Genomic DNA, 16,953 nt, shown 5'->3' with positions numbered 1-16,953 from the left:
CTACGCGCGAAGCTCGGCAGCGATTGCTTTGGCAGTCTCGCGCGCCAGCTCGATCTGATCCGGGCGCAATGAGATCGCTCCGACCACGGCGTGACCGCCACCATTGTATCGCTCGCAGATCGAAGCCAGGTTGTGCCGGCGCGGCCGAGGGCTCCACGGATTGAATCCCACCGATATCTTCGACCTGCTTGAAGACAAGCTCACACTTACAGAATAGACGCACTCCGGGAACAAGTAATACGGGATGAACTTGCTGTAGCCTTCGGCATCGTGATCGCTGAGATCAAAGTAGATCACGCCTCCTTCGCATCGCGCCGCCTCGCGAATCATATCGATCGTCTTGAGGTGACGCTCGTACAGCGGGAGAAACTCCCGGCTGATCACCGGGTCGGAGATGATATTGTCCAGCGTCTCCGATTGCATGCCCTGAATAATTCTTTGCATCACCGCGCGGTCGTGGCTCGCTTCGATGACCAGCATCAACTTCAACGCCGGAGCGTTCAGCTCCACTGCCGTTTTCGCGTCTTCGTATTGAGCGCCGTCGATGATGTCGGCCCAGCGAATCAAGTCGCTCAAGCCGGGTTGGTCAAAGCCGTACTTAGCGGCGATCGTGTCCGCGATGAACTTCGTGCATGATTTGTAGTTCGGGTCGTAAAACTTTGCCGGCCATGTCCCGGTACGAAAGTGTTGTTCGTCTTCAGGCGATAGAAACGCGCTCTGATGATGATCAAACCACCAGGTGAGCCTCGGCGACGGGCTGTACTTGAAATCGACGATGGCGTTGTCGTCGCCGTCAAATAACTCTTCCTCGATGAGCTTCTGGTTCGGCTTGTGTGCGAGTCCCGTGTATGAGATCTCGGCGTCGGCCCTAATTTTCTCCGCGAAGAAGCGCGAAAAAACCGCGGCGGATGCGAAGCCATCGAAACAATGATCGTGATGCAGGATTCTAAGTTTCATTCTTAAGGACTGGTCTTTCCTGTTGGCGGCTCTATTTAGCCAATCAATTTAGCATCTGAGACGCCGAATCGTGAAGGGCGTTTCTATGACCGGGGGTTACTCATGGTAGTATTGCAATCGTTCATCGCAATTGACGGTGGTTCACGCAATGGCAGCACAAACTCTAAAACAGATTCTCAAAACGTACACGACTGAAGGCGAGCTGGGAGAGAAGCTCGAAGGCGGGCGGGTGCGCTGCTACGCCTGCGGGCATCGGTGCGTGATACTGCCCGGGCTGGACGGCATTTGCCGTGTGCGCTACAACCAGGACGGGAAGCTGATGGTCCCCAGGGGCTACGCCGGCGCGATTCAGTGTGACCCGACCGAGAAGAAACCCTTCTTCCACGCTTATCCCGGATCGCTCGCTCTGACGTTTGGAATGCTCGGCTGCGATTATCATTGCAGCTACTGTCAGAACTGGGTTACGTCGCAGGCGTTGCGCGATCCGAACGCGGTCTCACCTCCGCTTGAAGTGACACCGGGCGAGATGGTCGAGTTGGCGCGCCGGGCGGGCGCGCGACTGGTCGTATCAAGCTACAACGAGCCGCTCATAACCAGCGAGTGGGCAGTAGAGATCTTCAAGCAGGCAAAACCGGCGGGCTTTGTGTGTGGCTACGTTTCAAACGGCAACGCGACTCCCGAGGTGTTGGATTACATAAGGCCGTGGGTCGATCTCTACAAGATTGACCTTAAGGGCTTCGACGATCGAAGCTATCGAAAGCTTGGAGGATTGTTATCGAACGTGCTCGACACCATCAAGATGGTTCACGAACGCGGATTCTGGCTCGAGATCGTCACGCTTCTGATTCCCGGCTTCAATGATTCAGACGACGAGATAAAAGCAGCGGCCGATTTCATCGCGAGCGTCTCGCCGGACATTCCCTGGCACGTTACGGCGTTCCATCGGGACTACAAGATGACCGGTCCAGACAACACTCCTATCGAGACGCTGATTCGCGCGGCTGAAAAAGGCTACGGCGCGGGACTCAACTACGTTTACGCGGGGAACCTGCCGGGGCGGGTAGGAAAGTATGAGAACACGTTTTGCCCTAACTGCAAAGCTACATTGATTGAGAGGTACGGCTTCCGCGTGTTGAGCAATCGGATCAAGGCGGGCGCCTGTCCTGAGTGTGAGACGCTTATTCCAGGCCGGTGGGAGAAAACGCCTCCTTCAAACTTCAAACCCGATCTGACGTAGACTTACTCGGCAGATGTTTCTCCTGAATCGATCCCTGCTCTGTAGAACACCTGAACAATCGAGTGCCGCGTGGCGTCGGCCAACCCGTCCTCATTTCGCGTAGCCGCAACCGCACCGCCTTCCTCCGCGATCATTTTTTGGATGAACTGATCCTGGAGCCGGCGGTAAGCGTTAACGCTGCCGCCGGAGTTAAACACGGCAAACAACAATGGCCCGTGCGCCCTGGTGTAAGCGATGCCTACCAGCGTGCTGACTCCGTTGTCGATTGAAACCAGCGTGCCCGTCTTGGCCACAACCGCCCCTCGAACCTCTTCGCCACCGAGCCTGCTTCGCAAAGTCCCTGAATCGATTCCGGCGACTGCCATTACGTCTTCAGGTTTGAGCGAGTGACCGGCTAGAACTTTGATCAGCGCGCGAAGTATCTGTAGCGTCGCCCTGGGGGTGATGCGATTGAAGTCCAAACCGGATGCGCGGCCAACGAAGATCTCGCTTTCGGATAGACCACACTGCTTGACCAGATAATCCTGAATCGCCCGCGGCCCGCCAAGTGATACTCCCAGCACTTCGGCGACGGCATTGCTGCTGTGGGCGTTTTGATAAAGAAGGATCGATACCAGGGGGTCCGAATAGTGCGAGAGCAGAAGGGTCCCTGACTTTTCGCCAAAAATGGTTTCGCCGTCTATCTTGATCCCTGCCCGCTGTAGCGCCGTTCGCAGCCTGGCCGCCGAACTCTCAGGCGAGAGATTCGAGTGATAGCCTGTCGCGAAATAATAGAATGGCCCCGCGATTCTCAGCGCCCCGTCAATGTGCGAAATGCCAAGCCGCGATAGTTGAACGGCTACTTCCTGAGCATCGTACAACGAGAACATCGGATCGGCCCCCCCATCGACCACCAGATCGCCCTCGAGCGTACGCGACGCGGGGTTGATCTTCCCGTCGGCAAGAATATTCGTTCGATAGCGATAGTCGGGACCGAGCTTCACCAGCGCCACTAGCGAAGTGGCGAGCTTCATGACCGAGGCTGGATTGAATGTTACGTCAGCATTGTGTGAGGCGAGTAGCTGACCGCGGTCGAGCGTTTCTATCAGCACTCCCTGGTCATCCGGACTCTGGCCTCGACCCTTGATAACCTCGAGGTAGTCCGAAAGCGCTTGAAGCGATACTGGTTCCAGAACGCGGGCGCCGTTAGAGCGGGTGATGTCTGCTGAAGCTCCCCGCTCTCGGACTTGTATCGGAAGCAGGAAAATGAGAAGGGGAAGAATTATGAATTTTTTCACAGCCCAGGAAATCCTCGTGTTCGTTTGTGCGGTATCTCCTGCGCCCACAAGCAACGATTCGATTATAGCGGATCACGGGGAATAATCCACTAACGAATCGTCTTCGATATGAACAGGTTGCTAATAGCGCGCGAGTTCAAGAGCCTTCCTGACGACGTCTTCCACCTGAGGCAGCACTTCGCGCTCGAGTACCTTCGCGAAAGGCACCGGTGTGTACTCAGATCCCACGCGCAACACCGGGCCATCGAGACAATCAAAACACTTCTCGGTTATCTGCGCGGCAATCTCGCCGCCGAAACCGCCGAACACTTTGTCTTCGTGCACGACAAGCGCTTTTGCTGTCTTGCGCACAGAGATGACAACGCTGTCCATGTCGAGCGGGACTAATGATCGCAAATCGATGACCTCAGCTTCGATGCCGTGCTCATCCATCAACTGAGTCGCCGCACGCAAGCACCAATGCACTGTCGTCCCGTAGGTGACGATTGTCAGGTCGCTGCCTTCGCGGCGCACTCGTGCTTTCCCGAACTCAATCTCGTATTTATCGCCGGGGTTTGGCGCCTTGGCGAACACCTGATTGTAGAGATACTTGGGCTCGAGGAAAAAGGTCATGCCCCGGGTTCGCATAGCATGACGCAGCAGACCAACAGCGTCATCGGCAAACGCCGGGATCACGACGCGCAAACCGGGGAGTGTGGCGAAGACGGATTCGAGGTTCTGAGAATGATAGAGTCCGCCGTTGATGTAGCCGCCCGAAGCCAATCGCGCAACGATGTTGGGTGCGAACTGCCCGTTCGAACGGTAGTAGTCGTGCGAATTCTCGACGACCTGCTCCATCGCCGGCCAGAGGTAATCCGCGAACTGCGCTGCTTCAATCACAACCCAAATATCCTCGCGAAAACGAGAGAAGCCGTTCGCGGTTCCGACTATGTGATCCTCCGCGATGGGCGCGTTGAAGACGCGGCTGGGCCCGAACTCCTGCTGCATACCTTTGGTTACGTTGAACACGCCACCCTTTTTCTTCGACGCCACATCCTGACCCCAGAAGAAGGTGTTTGGATTGCCGCGAAACTCGTGCTTCAGTGTCTCGTTGATCGCTTCGCGCAATGTAATGGGCGCGCCTCCCTCGGCAGGAATTGCTCCTTCGGGCCCGACCTTCGGCTCCTCGGGCAGCACAAACAGAGTGGCCGTTTTCGGATCGGCGTCGGGAGAGGCTTCGGCTTTTTCGGCGGCCTCAGAGACCTGAGCTTTGTTCTCCTCCTCGATCGCGAGAAGCGTCACCTCTTCCACGTCCTCGACGTTGAGCAGATGCAGCCGCAGCCGCTCGTATGGATCGTATGTGCGCATCTCGGCGAGTTCTTCCTCGCTTCGATATAACTCGTGGCGATCGGAATTCGAGTGAGCGTTTATGCGCTCGCAGAACGCATGTACGAGCACCGGCCCGTCGCCATTGTGCACGGTATCGGTTGCGCGGCGTATCGCCTTCACCGAGTCAAATGGATTGGTCCCGTCGCAGTTGATGATTGTCAGGTTGCGAAGGCCGCGGAAATTCTCGGACACAATCGGGTTCGCCGTCTGCTCGGCTACAGGGACCGAGATGCCGTAACCGTTGTTTTGCACGACGAAGATCACCGGCAGCCGCTCGCGGCTGGCGCCGTTCAGGGCCTCGAAGACGTAGCCCTCTGAGCAAGACGATTCGCCCTGGCTGGAAAACACAATCGAGTCCGCATCGTAATACTTCACCGCGCGTCCCAACCCGGCTGCATGCTGGGCGTGATTGCCGGTAGCCGATGAGACGTTCCATATGCCGATCGAAATTTTCGCAAAGTGATTGCTCATGTGGCGCCCGCCAGAAGCGACATCCGCAGCTTTCGATAGGCCGTTCAAGATGATCTCATGAGGTGTGATTCCCGCCGCCAGGCACATGAGCATGTCCCGGTAGTAAGGAAACAGATAATCCTTATTAGGCCTGAACGCGGCCCCGACGGCTACCTGGATCCCGTCGTGACCCGCGTGCGAGGCATGATATGACCAGCCCTTCGCCTGCCTCAGATAGTTCCGAGCCTTGTCGTCAAGCAATCGACCGAGATGAATCAGTCTGTACCACTCGAGTTGTTTCTCGATCTCGACCGCCCCCGGCGCATCCGCCAGAGGCTTGTAAGCAATCTCGCCCACGTGTTCTGCACTCATGCTCTCTGTTCCTCTCGCTGGTTCTTCTCCTGCCCGCTTAATTATCGGCGCACCTATTCAAAGTCCCCCCGCTAGTCTTCGCACGCAGCGAAAGTTAGCCAACGCGCCCATTGTCAGCTTTTTTACTGTGACAGCAACTTTTCAACATAGCAAAAAAGGAATTCGAGAACAACTGCCGGTTACGATGGAATCAAAAACGAGGCGGGCATTGCTCTCGGTTGGTATGATGCGCCGGGCGCGCTTCTAGTCGATAGGAGGGAATTCGCAGACGGAATGCAGTCCTAGATTGGTCGGATTCCTTGACAGGGCGAAAGTTGATCTCGTACCATTTCAAAGCAAATCGACGAGGGGCTGTAGCTCAGTTGGCAGAGCGCGTGGCTCGCATTCACGAGGCCAGGGGTTCGAATCCCCTCAGCTCCACCAAACCATCAGCAAAGGCATAATTCCAAAACGAACCGCAGGTTGCTCAGCCTGCGGTATTGATGCGCCGCCCTTCAGCAGTTCGATCGACGTTGGCGGCGAAGCAGAGAGACTCTGCAATGGACTGCTTCTAAGGTCTCCCACAAGCTCAATGCCCTGTCCTGAGACTATTTGTTCACGGTTACCACAACATTCTTCTGATCCATATGATTGTAGTAATCGTAAACGTAGTCTTTCAGCCCGCCGTGACCGAACCCGCTCTCGAAGTCGTACTGCTTCATCTCCGCGTATGCGCGGTCAGCATTCCAGCCGTCGTGGTACATACGATAGACTGCGGTCATGATGCCGGCGCGATGCCTTCCGCCGTGACAGTGAATGAACACCGGCTGATTTGCAGGGTCGTTGACTATCCTCAAGAACTGTTCAGTCTTCTCGGGTGACGGCCACGAACTGTCGCTCAGCCCGATCTTGTAGTACTTCATTCCGGCCGCTTCGACCATCTGCGGCTCATTGCGATCGCCATCGTTTTGGAGATCGATGACTGTCTTCACGCCCATCGCGGCAAGGTCTCTGTAGTCGCTTCCATTCGGCTGGGCGCCGCGAAAGAGATTCTCATTGATGCAGCCGAAGTTTGAAATCCTCGTTTTTGATGAAGAGTTGCGTTGCGCGGCTTGTGCCATGGTTAGAAGAGCCAATGCTGCTGCGCTCAATGTAGCCACCGCAAAAGTACGAGAGAAATTTCGGTTCACGCGCATCCCAGACCTCCTTGCTCGAACTAGACTTCGGAAAACCTATTCAGTTGTGGTGTGGATTCTTGATTATGATGCTCGCGGCAATCATTCGTTGTAAAGGAGAGTATTAAGAAATCATTGCGTTCGGATAACTATGCGGCCCGAGCAACGGGGGTCTGCAACCGATGTTGATCAAACAGAATTAGGAGGAGAGAATTCTGTTAAGCTTGAGGACACACATCAGAAGGGCCAGATCGAGGACGGAGGCGTATGGACGTACACTTGGTTGACGGGACATATGAGCTCTTTCGCCACTTTTTCGCCGTACCGTCCGCCGCGGATTCGAACGGACGGGAAATCGGCGCAGTGCGCGGCGTCCTCCATTCCGTATTGTCCATGCTCGAACGCGGCGCCACGCACATCGGCGTTGCAACCGATCATGTGGTCGAGTCTTTTCGTAATGACCTGTACCCCGGATACAAGACGAGCGCGGGCGTTCCGCCGGAATTGCTCTCGCAGTTCCCTGTCCTCGAGGAAGCGCTGGAAGCGATGGGCGTCGTGGTATGGCCGATGGTCTACTATGAAGCGGATGATGCTCTGGCGGCAGCCGCGGCTAAGGCGGCGTTGGACGAGCGGGTGAGGCAGGTGATTATCTGCACGCCAGACAAAGACCTCAGTCAGTGCGTTGTGGGCACACGGGTCGTTCAACTGGATCGCAGGCGCGAAATCTTACGCGACGAACCCGGCGTCGTGGCCAAATTCGGCGTTAAGCCGCATTCAATACCGGACTACCTCGCCGTCGTCGGCGACAGCGCTGACGGGTTTCCAGGTGTGCCAGGGTGGGGCCAAAAAGCCGCGTCGCTGAGCTTATCTCGGTATGTCCACCTTGAAGGCATTCCGAAGGATTGGCGAGATTGGCATCCCTCGATTCGTAGCGCTCTGCGACTGTCCACGTCGCTGTTTAGTTGCTGGAACGATGCTCTTTTATTTCGCACACTCGCTACCCTGCGATTGGATGTGCCTGTCTTTGACACGGTGGCAGATCTTCGTTGGACGGGACCCCATCCAAGCTTTGAAGAACAATGCCATCGCATGAAGTCACCGGAACTACTCAGTCGGGCGGGGTTGGCAGTTGCGAGCAGAAAGCAGAATGAGTAGGGTCACTTCGGTGGTCCTCGCGGCCGAAGTATATAAGTCAGGTATGAAAAGAATTCCCTTTAGGTTTACCCTCCGTTCCGATCTTCTAACGATTAGCATGCTGGCTGTCGCTCACCGCTGACGTGTTGGGGGCGCGTGAGCATGCGTCTGCGAGGCCGATCATCACCCAGATGTGGCGAAAGTCTTCGACATCCTGCGCGAGGCTGTCGAGAGCAAGTCCGGCAAGCCCTCCCCAGATTGCGAGATCGGTGGGACGTCGCCGCTTTCGCCAGAGCACCGTGATCAGGAATGAAATAACGCTGAGAGCAGGCAGCCCCAAAGTAGCGGCTATGTTGAGAGCCGTGAAATGAGCGTCGAAAGGGACACCACGGAAGAGTCCCGGACTAGTGTCCAGCCCGCTTCCAAACAGAGGGTGGGTTACCAGGGTGATCAGAGATGACGCCGCCGCTTGATAGCGGCTCGAGGAAGTGGTTTCAAAATGGATTTTGAGAGGGTGAATCGGATTAATCGACGGCTTCCAAAGAGTCAATGTCAGGATCAGCACACTGAGGCTCGCAGCGCAGACCACGGCGAAAATCCTGCGGCGCCTGGTATGCGCTCCTCGGATAACCGCTGCCAGCATGAAGCCCAGTATTCCGCGAGAGAAAGTAAGACATACCGTGATCGACAGGGCAACGAACGTGAGACGCCGCAACCAAACGGGCAATTCTCCGTCGCGCCGCGCAACTACCGCCGACGCAAAGATACAAAAGCTGGCGAGCAGGTTTGGGTTGTGTGTCCCGGCTTGTATGCGGGCGTACCACGGCGCGGGTTCAAGCTCGCCGTAAATGCCAATCAGCCGCGAGCCGATGCCTGCGTAGAAGAGGAGAAGGCCGGCAATGGCCGCTGCGGCGGTGAGGAGGGAAGTTATCGCGATGACTCGGGCGATGGCGCGCGAGCCAGCAGGCCGCGATGCAAGATCAGACGTAATGAAGGCGAGCGTACAGAGTTCGGCGACGCCCAACAGCTTGGGCGCGCCGGACCGAGGATTCGGTGAGGCGATCAGCAGAGAAAGGCAAGCCAATAAGAAATAAAGCGCGAGGGCGGCGTGAGCGGGGCGCAAACGAGGCCACTTGCCGAGTTGGCATCGCTCGATGGCCCACAAAACTGCCGTCCCGCCGAAGACCGCATCACTCCACTGGGCGTGTTCGTGAAGCCAGGGAAATGGAGGAAACCACGTCCAAGGCAGCAGGGCGAGTGAAGTTACGTAAAGGGCGAGCACTAATCGCGACATTGTTCGGGGGCTGACGAGAGGGAACAATTGCCCCCGCCGCAAGGGGAATAACTTTCGACTATCGATCTGCTACTGCGGGTGCGGGATGTTCCAATCCTCGGTCGAGCTGCGGGCCGGAACTCGACAGCGCAAATTGCAGGATCTTTATCCCGATCAGTAAGGATGAGACTACGCTGATAACCGCCATCGTCAGCGAGAGCGCACGCGGCAGTGGTTCACCGTGAAGCGGACGCGCCAGCGCCGTGGATAGTCCGCCTAGTGCCAGAAGCAAGCCGAAGTAACGATCCCTGGCTAACGGATGTGCCGTGGCGACGATGCACGCAAACGGAACCAGGATAATAAGATTGCGACTCCAGTCACCTAACAACAGAACAGGCAAACTCGCAAGCAAAAGCGCAAATCCCAGTTGGTCAGCGCTAAGCCTGGTTCGCTTAATAAGGCTAGAAGGAAGGCTAAACATTGAAATCAAGAACACTGGCCAAAGCCCACACCAAGCCCACATATATACCAGTTTCGCGTAATCGCCGGGTCCTCTCACACGAAAAACAGACAACTGCCAATCGAACATTAGGTGTGAAGCAAACGACGGCCAACCGGGGAATCCGATGCCTGCGCTAGACTGACGGGCGAATAGCACAATGAGAAGAGCTGCAATCGGGACAATCAATCCAGCATATGCCATCTTCCGAAAGCCTTGGCGATAAGCGGAAAAAGCCCAGATGGGACCAAGAAAAAGACCGAACTCTTTTGTCAGCGCAGCGATACATGCTAGCGCGAGGGCGGCTCGCAGGTGGCCGGCATCCAGCGCCGCAATCGTGAGGCAAGTGAGCAGGAGTAAGGTTGGATCGACGAGGATCGGTATATAGCCGAAGGTCACCGCAAGCGAACAGCCGAAAGCGAGGAGCGCCGCGGCTTGCCACTCTCCGAAGCCGCCGCGTCTGCGAATGATTCCTCGCAAGATTAGTAGCGACGCCAGGAGTGCAGCCGGGGTAAGTAGCTTGAAGGCGGCGGACGTTGGTAAGCCGGTAGCAGCCGCAATGCCCGACGCAAGGAACGGCGTTGTGATGCGCGTGTTAAAAGGAACAGCTGCTTGTGCACCATTCGCCAGCTGCAAGTAGGCCCAACTGTCTTGTATTCGGCGGCTCTCTCCGCCTCCGAAGAGGAAGTGTGCAGCATAGACCGCGCAGGATATCAGCACCGCAAGCCACGGGAGAGATCTTCGCCAGCGCCGTGGGCCTTCGGATCTCTTTTGGGCCGACAATGGCTGGACGTTCTCGCTTGCAGGGTATGGCATGACCGAGGAGTTAACTACTGGAGAAACTTAATTTGCTGTTGCTCATTGCTCTACGATTTGGGCCCGCTCCGCAAAGAAACGAAGCAAGGCGAGCGCACGGTGTGGCGCGGTGGGAGTTCGGGGCTGAAAGGGGCCGGGTCAGTTTACCATTGATTGAGTTGCTGCCAGAGATGGGGTTTGATCCCGGAAGACTGATTTGAAGAGCAGTGAATTTCGGATCGAATAGCTTTACTAGCTTGCTCTCGATACTCGCTGATTTCGCGTCTGGGCACGAACCTGCAGTGGCAGTGAAGGCTCGAACCGAGCAGCACCTGAAACGCGCCACAAAACGAGTGCTGGTGAATGCCCGTGGCCCCATCAAGCCAGTACTAGACATCGATATGAAATCTTGGACCGGTGTACAGGGTAATGGGCGGGTTACCGAATTCTGCAGCGAGGTCCTGCCGGCTTGGGATCTGAGTGGTGGTGAAAAGCTGGAGAACGATTTCCCAAGGAGAGACGTGTTTGTCCAGAGATGTTTCGGCCAGCGCTTCGGCGGCAATTTCTGGAAACAGTCTCTCCTCGTAGCTGTGCTTTTTCCAGCGTTGCTCGATCAGTGAACCGATTTCATCGAACAATTGCATAACTTACGGCGCTAGCGCCGCCGGACATCCGTCTCGGCTTGCCAGGCGACGCCTCCAACCACTCCAGCCTTTACCGGCGGCTAGTTTGCCGCCGGCGCGAGAGCAGTTAGCACATGCAATGACTGCAACGATGCCAGCCCAGCCAGCTTAAGTCGGCTGACATAGGCTCCAGCAGGGATGAGGAGATTGTTTTGCTCTGAACCAATCTCTCATTACACGCACTGAATGGTATCGCCGCAACCTTGACTCCCTGGTGCCGTCCAACTTACGGTGCCGACACCGCCGGATGCGGGCCCGTCCAAACAAGCAAAGCAGGTCCTACAGCCTACAAACTGCCCGTTGCCACAGCCAGAATTGTCAAAGCAGGACCCGCAGATGTTGTTACAGACAGCGGGACAGTTGCTTGAGGTATTCTGCTTTTTAACGCAGGCCTGACACTCTAGAGGGATCGAAGTTGCCGCCGCTGGCGTCGGCGTCACAATTGACATGACTACAGGGACGGCCAGCAAAGCTCCAAATCCCAGTCGCCGCACGGCACTCCGCCGTGACATGCCGGCTTTTGCTTCCGGCAGCACGATCCGCTCCTGTAACAACTCAGCTTTGCTGAGCTTGTTCAAGGCAAACCAGACTGCGTCTTCAGTGACCGGCGTGTGCCATTCCTTCTCCATAAGCCTGGCGATCTCATCAGCCGTTCTCTGCCCGTCACAATGGTTCCAAATAAAGGCAGCCGTTTTGTTAAGGCAGTGAGCCTTATGGCTTTTGAGGTCGTATACCAGCACTTCGTCGGGCAAGTCCTGAACTACAAGCTCATCATTGCGAGCGAGAGCCGCAGGATTCTCGATTTTGTTCTTCATGCCTATCTCCTTTTCGGTCAAACCTTGTTGTTCAACCGATCGACTGCCCTGAAATCAGGGCGAACGTCATAGTTAAGTGTACATTCATCACATTTGATCCACAGTCTACTCACAAGTTTGCTGCTATCGGCAGTTCCAGTTTTCGAATTCCGGCGAGCGCTAGAACATTCGTTAGTCCGATCCCCACGATTGACGCGATTCTGCCATCGCGATCGATCAACACCGCCGACGGGGTTAATTTCGTGCCAAAAAGATCGCCCACCTCAAATTCCTGATCGAGTAGAAACCGAGACTTGAAACTCCTGCTCGATTCTTCGATTTGCTCCCCATCACCTGAGGCGACGAACACAAGTCGCGGAGCCCCCTTTGGCGGTTTGTCTTCCCATCTCGTGATGTCCTCGGACATTGCTCGACAGAACGGACATCCTGGATCCCAGAACAACAGAAGCGTGTCTCGACCCAGGAAATCCTTAGAGCCGACGGCTTCACCTTGAAGGTCAACAATCGAAAAGTTCGGAGACGGGTCACCAACTCTAAGCGAAGATTTTCCCTCGGCAATTTGAGGCCCGTGTCCCTGTGACCTCGCTCCGTTGCCCGCGCTAAGCCGCGCGTCTTTGCCAACCGTCTCGGCGACCAATGCCCGGATTGCCTCATCCCCGAAGCTCATGCGGCTAGCAATCCTTCCATAGCGACTGACAAAGACAGCAGCCGGAGTCCACTTAGCTTGATAATCCTCTCCAGTTGAGTGTTCGCCCTGCAACAGCAAATACCTGGCTCCATACTTCTCGACTCGTTCCTGGTTATCCTTCAACGTACCCTTGCTTATGAGTGCAAGGGTGAGTTGATTACCGTACTCACGCTCCCAAACCTTTACGATCGGCAAAAGCGTCTCGCACGGCAAACAGTGGGGACTGACGAACAAGAGCAGGACCGGTTTGCCGTAGGCAAGCAGGTCGTCCAGAGTCACAGGCGCTCCTGCTATGGATTCAAGTGAAAAACTCGGAGCTGGCGCACCAATGGTTAGCCCCTCGAGTGGTGCGCCTGCATCTTTGCGCTCCACCGGCGGTTCTGCATAATCCTCATCGATCACCTTTTTCATCGCATCAATTGTTGCGACAAGGTTCGACTGCTGCGTCAGGACTCGACGGAGATATACAACAGCAGCCGCAAGCAGCGCGACCGCGACGCTGCCCAGGATCAGATTAACTAGCTCGGTTGTCCTCAGTTCCGCAAGCCAGCTCACTGCGCTGGGCCCGGGGTTGTCTTTCCCCAGGACCATGATCAGCCCAGCAACTGCAATCAACACAAGATTGCGTGCGAACGTGAGCCAGCTGACTGGTTCTGAATGAAGTTGGCCAAAGCAATGACAGTCAGGCGCCTGTCCGCGAGCCAGATTAACCGCAATCCCCGCGGCAAACAGAAGCAACAGCGCAAAAGCGGCTATCGATCCTACCCAAGCAGCAGGCACAGAAATCAACGCTAGCGCAATCAGGATCTCGGCAAACGGTAAGCACCAGGCCAGCGGGGTCGCAAGCTTTTCCGGCACGCTAAAGCCTATAATCGCTCGCCGAGAACCCCTGGGGTCCGTAGCCTTTGCGACTCCAGCGATCCCGAAGACCAAAGCAAGCAGTACTCGGGCAGCGAGTAGAAGAATCTCCATTTCAACTCCGATGCTGAATGACCCTCGACATGCCGATCATTTCCGATATCAAAGCGAAAGTCCGCGAAACCACGTGGCCAACTTGGAACGGAAGTCTGGGAAGCCGGTTGAACGGACCACGCAACGTCATCGTCGCCTCGATTGGGTTCGGCCAGTGTCTGAGCAATTCTTTGGGCAACTCATCCAACAATCTCAAGGGCTGACGTAACATCGCATGGACTTGACGCGGGGATCGAAAAGAAATTCCCCAGTCGCGCGTTACAGCCTTGACCAACCAACTCGGGAGCTTCCGCCCCCGATGCGCAACGGGCGTACCTTCTATGTCGACCCCGAGAAGAAATGAAGCAAGTCTGATGGCGCAAGAAACCCAATCGGCCTCACGTCGCGAACCAGCCAGACAACGATCCCAGTCAAACTCGCACGTGCGCGACTCCAACGCCACCGCGATGTCGCATAGCCAAAGCGGGCGTACTGCGCCATGACGCAACACGTGCATGCATAGGTAGCGGATGTTGTCCTCGTCGCAGAGAATGCGCACGCCGATATCATCCAGCTTCACGAGTTGCGAACGTGCGAAGATGTCGTCCGTCCGGCGGTCATAAAACTTACCAAAACCCGCATGTAAGTCCACATTGGTTACAAGGCCTTCGATACTCTTCAGCGCATCACTGGCCTTCTTGTAGTGATCCGGCAACACGCACAGGTCAAGGTCACAGTATGGGCGCATGGCCGCTTCCGGGTAGATCCGGGCAATGGACCAACCTTTCACCAGCATCGGCTCTACACCAATGCCCCGTAGCAGAGAAATCACCTGCTTCAGACTGCGTTCGTGAAGCGCAGCTTGAAGGGACTGGAGTCGATAGGCTTGATGTAACTGGTCCGCCACAGCGGAGCAGCTCAGTTCAGAGTGGCGCAGTTTACACCAAGCGAGCGCACCGGCTCCGGAATTCAAGAGCAAGGGAGCAAGCTGTTCCAATTCCAGCGATGACGTAGTCGGCTGAGGCGGCGAAGCTCGCCAAGCGCCGGCAAGCAGCCGCGCGATCAGCAACCCGCGGGACGCATTCGAATTTGTCAGTCGCTCACCTTTTGTCAACATCGTCTCGGACACCCCGACAGCTCCTTGTGATTTCTTAGATCGCGGAGACGGATTCCCAATCAGAGTTGAGAGAATTGTCCGTGCTCAGAAAGCAGAGGGGTGCTTCTCTCTACCCGTGTTCTCGCCCCATAGCACAGCACCCCGGCGCTACTCTTTGAGCCGGGGTGCTGATTGATAAGCGTTTGCTACCGAGAACCCGCCAGTAGTTTCTAAGGCGTAAGCTGACTGAGCACCGGGGGAGTCTCTCCGATAGCCTCGCGAATTGGAATGGCGATTGCCGCCAGTGCCGCCCAAAGTAGCAACGGATAATGATCTTCGATGCAGTAAACCTTGACTATCGCATCCCCGGTCGCGGTCACCTCGATCGCGTTGTCGAACTCCTTGTGGTCCCCGGCTTTTACGATCTTCTCTTTACCTTGACCGTATTTAACCAGCGCTTCGCCCTTAAAGACCTTGACGTCGACTTCTCTATCTTTCTTCAAGACTCCTATATCGGTCATGTCAAGAATCTTCACCAATCCCGTTACACCGGCGGGTAAAACCAGAGTCACGCCCTGACCGCACTTGTCGAGCGTCGCATGTATCGAGTTGCTCGTCATGGTCAAGGTGATCGCCGTGATAGGATCAAGTTCGACTCGGCCTGGCGCTCCAAGCTCGATGATTGCGTGACCGCCCGTTCGGGTTTGTATCACGCTACCATCGGTAATGGTTGCGCCGGTCTTGGCTTCATTGCCATTAACAAGGACGGGGCCGTGTGCCGTGAGAGTCCCGGTCGGCGCTTGAGAAACGAGCAGACTATCTGTGATGGCCTCGTCAGTTGGGTTGGTTACTCCGGCAGCCGCGAATGAACTCAGCGAAAAAGTAGCCGCAAGCATAAGCGACAACAAACCGCTGAGGCCGGCTCTGTAGTGATTTCTAGCTATCCTCATAGTGCCTCCAGTTCTTTTTGCAAAGAAGCCCCGGAAAGGAATTCAGTCGGTAACAGCGTGCGATCTGTCATTCCCATCCTTCAGGCCTCAAGGTTACGAAATGCTCCTTCGAAAGTCAACAACAATCTGCGTTTCGAACGCCAATAGAATTACCCATTTAGGTAGGCTGCCAATTCATCTTATCGCCGTTGATCCTCGGATGATTCCTCACAAAGCTAGTAAATGTTCAAGCGGGCGACTTCGCTGTTATCCTCACCCCGAACGTACAGGGTCAGCTTGGCTCCCGCCCTAATTTCTCTTTGGTCGAACACAATGATGCCCATTATCGTCTCGCCCGGGTTGAGCCTGTTCTCAACCCTGCCCTGAATCACCTTGGCCGGAATGACGAAAGTCTCCTTGCCGGACCGCTGTTCGAGGGTGAGGCCGGCGAAACCAAATTCCTTGTCGCCGTCATTCTTGATCGTGTAGCGCAAATATGATTTTTCGTCAAACGTCAGCACTCGAGGGTCCAACGTGATGCTGATCTTTTTCGCAACGACGCGGGAGTCAGCGCTCTTGATCTCGCGCACGCCCTGTATCATCGCGCGCTGGAATCTTTGTTCGATTTCTTCCTGGGCGCGCTCGGCCGACTTGCGATCGAGGTCTTCAGCGCGTTGGAGGGCCTTGCTGTACGTCTCCGAAGCCTTTTGATTGGCCTGCGCCATTATGCGGTCAGCCTGCTGGCGCGCGCCGCGAATAATCTCGTCGGCCTGCTGCTGCGCGTTTGTCGGAATCTTTCGAGCATGTTCAGAAGAATCGGCTGTTGGCTGGGCCGTTGGCGGGCTGTTAGTTGAAGCATCGGCTACATTAACCACGCGATGAGCCTGGTCAAGTGAGACGATCTGCAGGTCAAAGCTGTAGGTATGCTCGCCCTTCTCTCCCGTCTTCACAAACAGGTTGCTCAGTCCCTTGGCGACAACCGGTTTGAGAAACACGTCATTGTCGATTCGCTGCACAACGAAGCTTCCCTTCCCGGTCGACGGATCATAAAGATCCCCGCATATAATATCCCTGACTGTCTCAGGAAAAGTTACTCTGGTCGTGATTCCCTGAGTCGTCTTCACCTGTCCTATCTGATTCGGCCCCAACGCGATCGTTACGATCATCGACTGCGCCATTACTACGGGCGCTGCCGCCGCCAGGACAAGTCCCACTAAGATTGTTCCTGCCTTGAGCTTCATTTGGTCCTCCTGCTTGCCTGCTCTAAATCGTTTC

14 protein-coding genes and 1 tRNA gene are annotated in these 16,953 nt (G+C 55.9%); 3 read left to right on the top strand and 12 right to left on the bottom strand.

What is annotated here, in order from left to right; translation table 11 throughout:
• Complete coding sequence (locus tag AABO57_21385; protein MEK6288279.1) at positions 1-957, bottom strand: phosphoesterase; 957 nt, start codon at positions 955-957, stop codon at positions 1-3.
• A gap of 148 nt (positions 958-1,105) precedes the next feature.
• Here AABO57_21385 and amrS point away from each other — a divergent pair, with 148 nt between their 5' ends.
• Positions 1,106-2,194 carry an AmmeMemoRadiSam system radical SAM enzyme gene (gene amrS / locus AABO57_21380; protein MEK6288278.1) on the top strand — a complete coding sequence of 363 codons (1,089 nt, stop codon included), beginning with the start codon at positions 1,106-1,108 and terminating at the stop codon, positions 2,192-2,194.
• A 2-nt stretch (positions 2,195-2,196) separates the two neighbouring features.
• Here amrS and AABO57_21375 read toward each other — a convergent pair whose 3' ends face one another.
• Positions 2,197-3,471 (bottom strand): D-alanyl-D-alanine carboxypeptidase, encoded by a 1,275-nt coding sequence (locus AABO57_21375; GenBank protein ID MEK6288277.1) that lies wholly within the window; start codon positions 3,469-3,471, stop codon positions 2,197-2,199.
• 120 nt (positions 3,472-3,591) lie between these two features.
• Positions 3,592-5,661, bottom strand: a complete 2,070-nt coding sequence (locus tag AABO57_21370) for a thiamine pyrophosphate-dependent enzyme (GenBank protein MEK6288276.1) — start codon at positions 5,659-5,661, stop codon at positions 3,592-3,594.
• A 347-nt stretch (positions 5,662-6,008) separates the two neighbouring features.
• Here AABO57_21370 and AABO57_21365 point away from each other — a divergent pair.
• Positions 6,009-6,084 (top strand) — tRNA-Ala (locus AABO57_21365).
• Positions 6,085-6,248: 164 nt separating this feature from the next.
• On the opposite strand, the gene AABO57_21360 is transcribed toward AABO57_21365, so the two are convergent.
• Positions 6,249-6,836: a tyrosine-protein phosphatase gene (locus tag AABO57_21360; protein MEK6288275.1), complete on the bottom strand. Its 588-nt coding sequence runs from the start codon at positions 6,834-6,836 to the stop codon at positions 6,249-6,251.
• A gap of 246 nt (positions 6,837-7,082) precedes the next feature.
• Between AABO57_21360 and AABO57_21355 the strand changes: the two genes are divergently transcribed.
• Positions 7,083-7,970 (top strand): 5'-3' exonuclease H3TH domain-containing protein, encoded by an 888-nt coding sequence (locus AABO57_21355; GenBank protein MEK6288274.1) that lies wholly within the window; start codon positions 7,083-7,085, stop codon positions 7,968-7,970.
• Between the two features lie 85 nt (positions 7,971-8,055).
• Here AABO57_21355 and AABO57_21350 read toward each other — a convergent pair whose 3' ends face one another.
• The 8 genes from AABO57_21350 to AABO57_21315 form a co-directional block, all read right to left on the bottom strand.
• Positions 8,056-9,243: an O-antigen ligase family protein gene (locus AABO57_21350; GenBank protein MEK6288273.1), complete on the bottom strand. Its 1,188-nt coding sequence runs from the start codon at positions 9,241-9,243 to the stop codon at positions 8,056-8,058.
• A 58-nt stretch (positions 9,244-9,301) separates the two neighbouring features.
• Positions 9,302-10,201, bottom strand: a complete 900-nt coding sequence (locus tag AABO57_21345) for a hypothetical protein (GenBank protein ID MEK6288272.1) — start codon at positions 10,199-10,201, stop codon at positions 9,302-9,304.
• Positions 10,202-10,905: 704 nt separating this feature from the next.
• Complete coding sequence (locus AABO57_21340) at positions 10,906-11,160, bottom strand: hypothetical protein (protein ID MEK6288271.1); 255 nt, start codon at positions 11,158-11,160, stop codon at positions 10,906-10,908.
• Positions 11,161-11,372: 212 nt separating this feature from the next.
• Positions 11,373-12,014 carry a PqqD family protein gene (locus AABO57_21335; GenBank protein ID MEK6288270.1) on the bottom strand — a complete coding sequence of 214 codons (642 nt, stop codon included), beginning with the start codon at positions 12,012-12,014 and terminating at the stop codon, positions 11,373-11,375.
• A 109-nt stretch (positions 12,015-12,123) separates the two neighbouring features.
• The gene (locus AABO57_21330; GenBank protein MEK6288269.1) at positions 12,124-13,674 is read right to left on the bottom strand and encodes a MauE/DoxX family redox-associated membrane protein; all 1,551 of its coding nucleotides are present in this window, start codon (positions 13,672-13,674) and stop codon (positions 12,124-12,126) included.
• Position 13,675: 1 nt separating this feature from the next.
• On the bottom strand, positions 13,676-14,782 hold the full coding sequence (locus AABO57_21325) for a nucleotidyltransferase family protein (GenBank protein ID MEK6288268.1): 1,107 nt from the start codon (positions 14,780-14,782) through the stop codon (positions 13,676-13,678).
• Between the two features lie 197 nt (positions 14,783-14,979).
• A complete protein-coding gene (locus AABO57_21320) occupies positions 14,980-15,699 on the bottom strand; it encodes a hypothetical protein (protein ID MEK6288267.1) in 720 nt (239 codons plus the stop codon).
• 215 nt (positions 15,700-15,914) lie between these two features.
• Positions 15,915-16,919 (bottom strand): hypothetical protein, encoded by a 1,005-nt coding sequence (locus AABO57_21315; GenBank protein MEK6288266.1) that lies wholly within the window; start codon positions 16,917-16,919, stop codon positions 15,915-15,917.
• Positions 16,920-16,953: the final 34 nt, after the last annotated feature.

The organism is Acidobacteriota bacterium (assembly GCA_038040445.1).
Lineage (GTDB): Bacteria > Acidobacteriota > Blastocatellia > UBA7656 > UBA7656 > Onstottus_A > Onstottus_A frigus.
Note: the sequence above shows the minus strand (reverse complement) of the source record. Positions and strands in the feature narration are given on the sequence as shown.

Excerpts from the sequence above, each read along its gene's own strand:
- AABO57_21370 (MEK6288276.1), bottom strand. The coding sequence starts at position 5,661 with ATGAGTGCAGAACACGTGGGCGAGATTGCTTACAAGCCTCTGGCGGAT.
- amrS (MEK6288278.1), top strand. The coding sequence starts at position 1,106 with ATGGCAGCACAAACTCTAAAACAGATTCTCAAAACGTACACGACTGAA.
- AABO57_21360 (MEK6288275.1), bottom strand. The coding sequence starts at position 6,836 with ATGCGCGTGAACCGAAATTTCTCTCGTACTTTTGCGGTGGCTACATTG.
- AABO57_21315 (MEK6288266.1), bottom strand. The coding sequence starts at position 16,919 with ATGAAGCTCAAGGCAGGAACAATCTTAGTGGGACTTGTCCTGGCGGCG.
- AABO57_21335 (MEK6288270.1), bottom strand. The coding sequence starts at position 12,014 with ATGAAGAACAAAATCGAGAATCCTGCGGCTCTCGCTCGCAATGATGAG.
- AABO57_21330 (MEK6288269.1), bottom strand. The coding sequence starts at position 13,674 with ATGGAGATTCTTCTACTCGCTGCCCGAGTACTGCTTGCTTTGGTCTTC.
- AABO57_21385 (MEK6288279.1), bottom strand. The coding sequence starts at position 957 with ATGAAACTTAGAATCCTGCATCACGATCATTGTTTCGATGGCTTCGCA.
- AABO57_21350 (MEK6288273.1), bottom strand. The coding sequence starts at position 9,243 with ATGTCGCGATTAGTGCTCGCCCTTTACGTAACTTCACTCGCCCTGCTG.
- AABO57_21355 (MEK6288274.1), top strand. The coding sequence starts at position 7,083 with ATGGACGTACACTTGGTTGACGGGACATATGAGCTCTTTCGCCACTTT.
- AABO57_21320 (MEK6288267.1), bottom strand. The coding sequence starts at position 15,699 with ATGAGGATAGCTAGAAATCACTACAGAGCCGGCCTCAGCGGTTTGTTG.
- AABO57_21340 (MEK6288271.1), bottom strand. The coding sequence starts at position 11,160 with ATGCAATTGTTCGATGAAATCGGTTCACTGATCGAGCAACGCTGGAAA.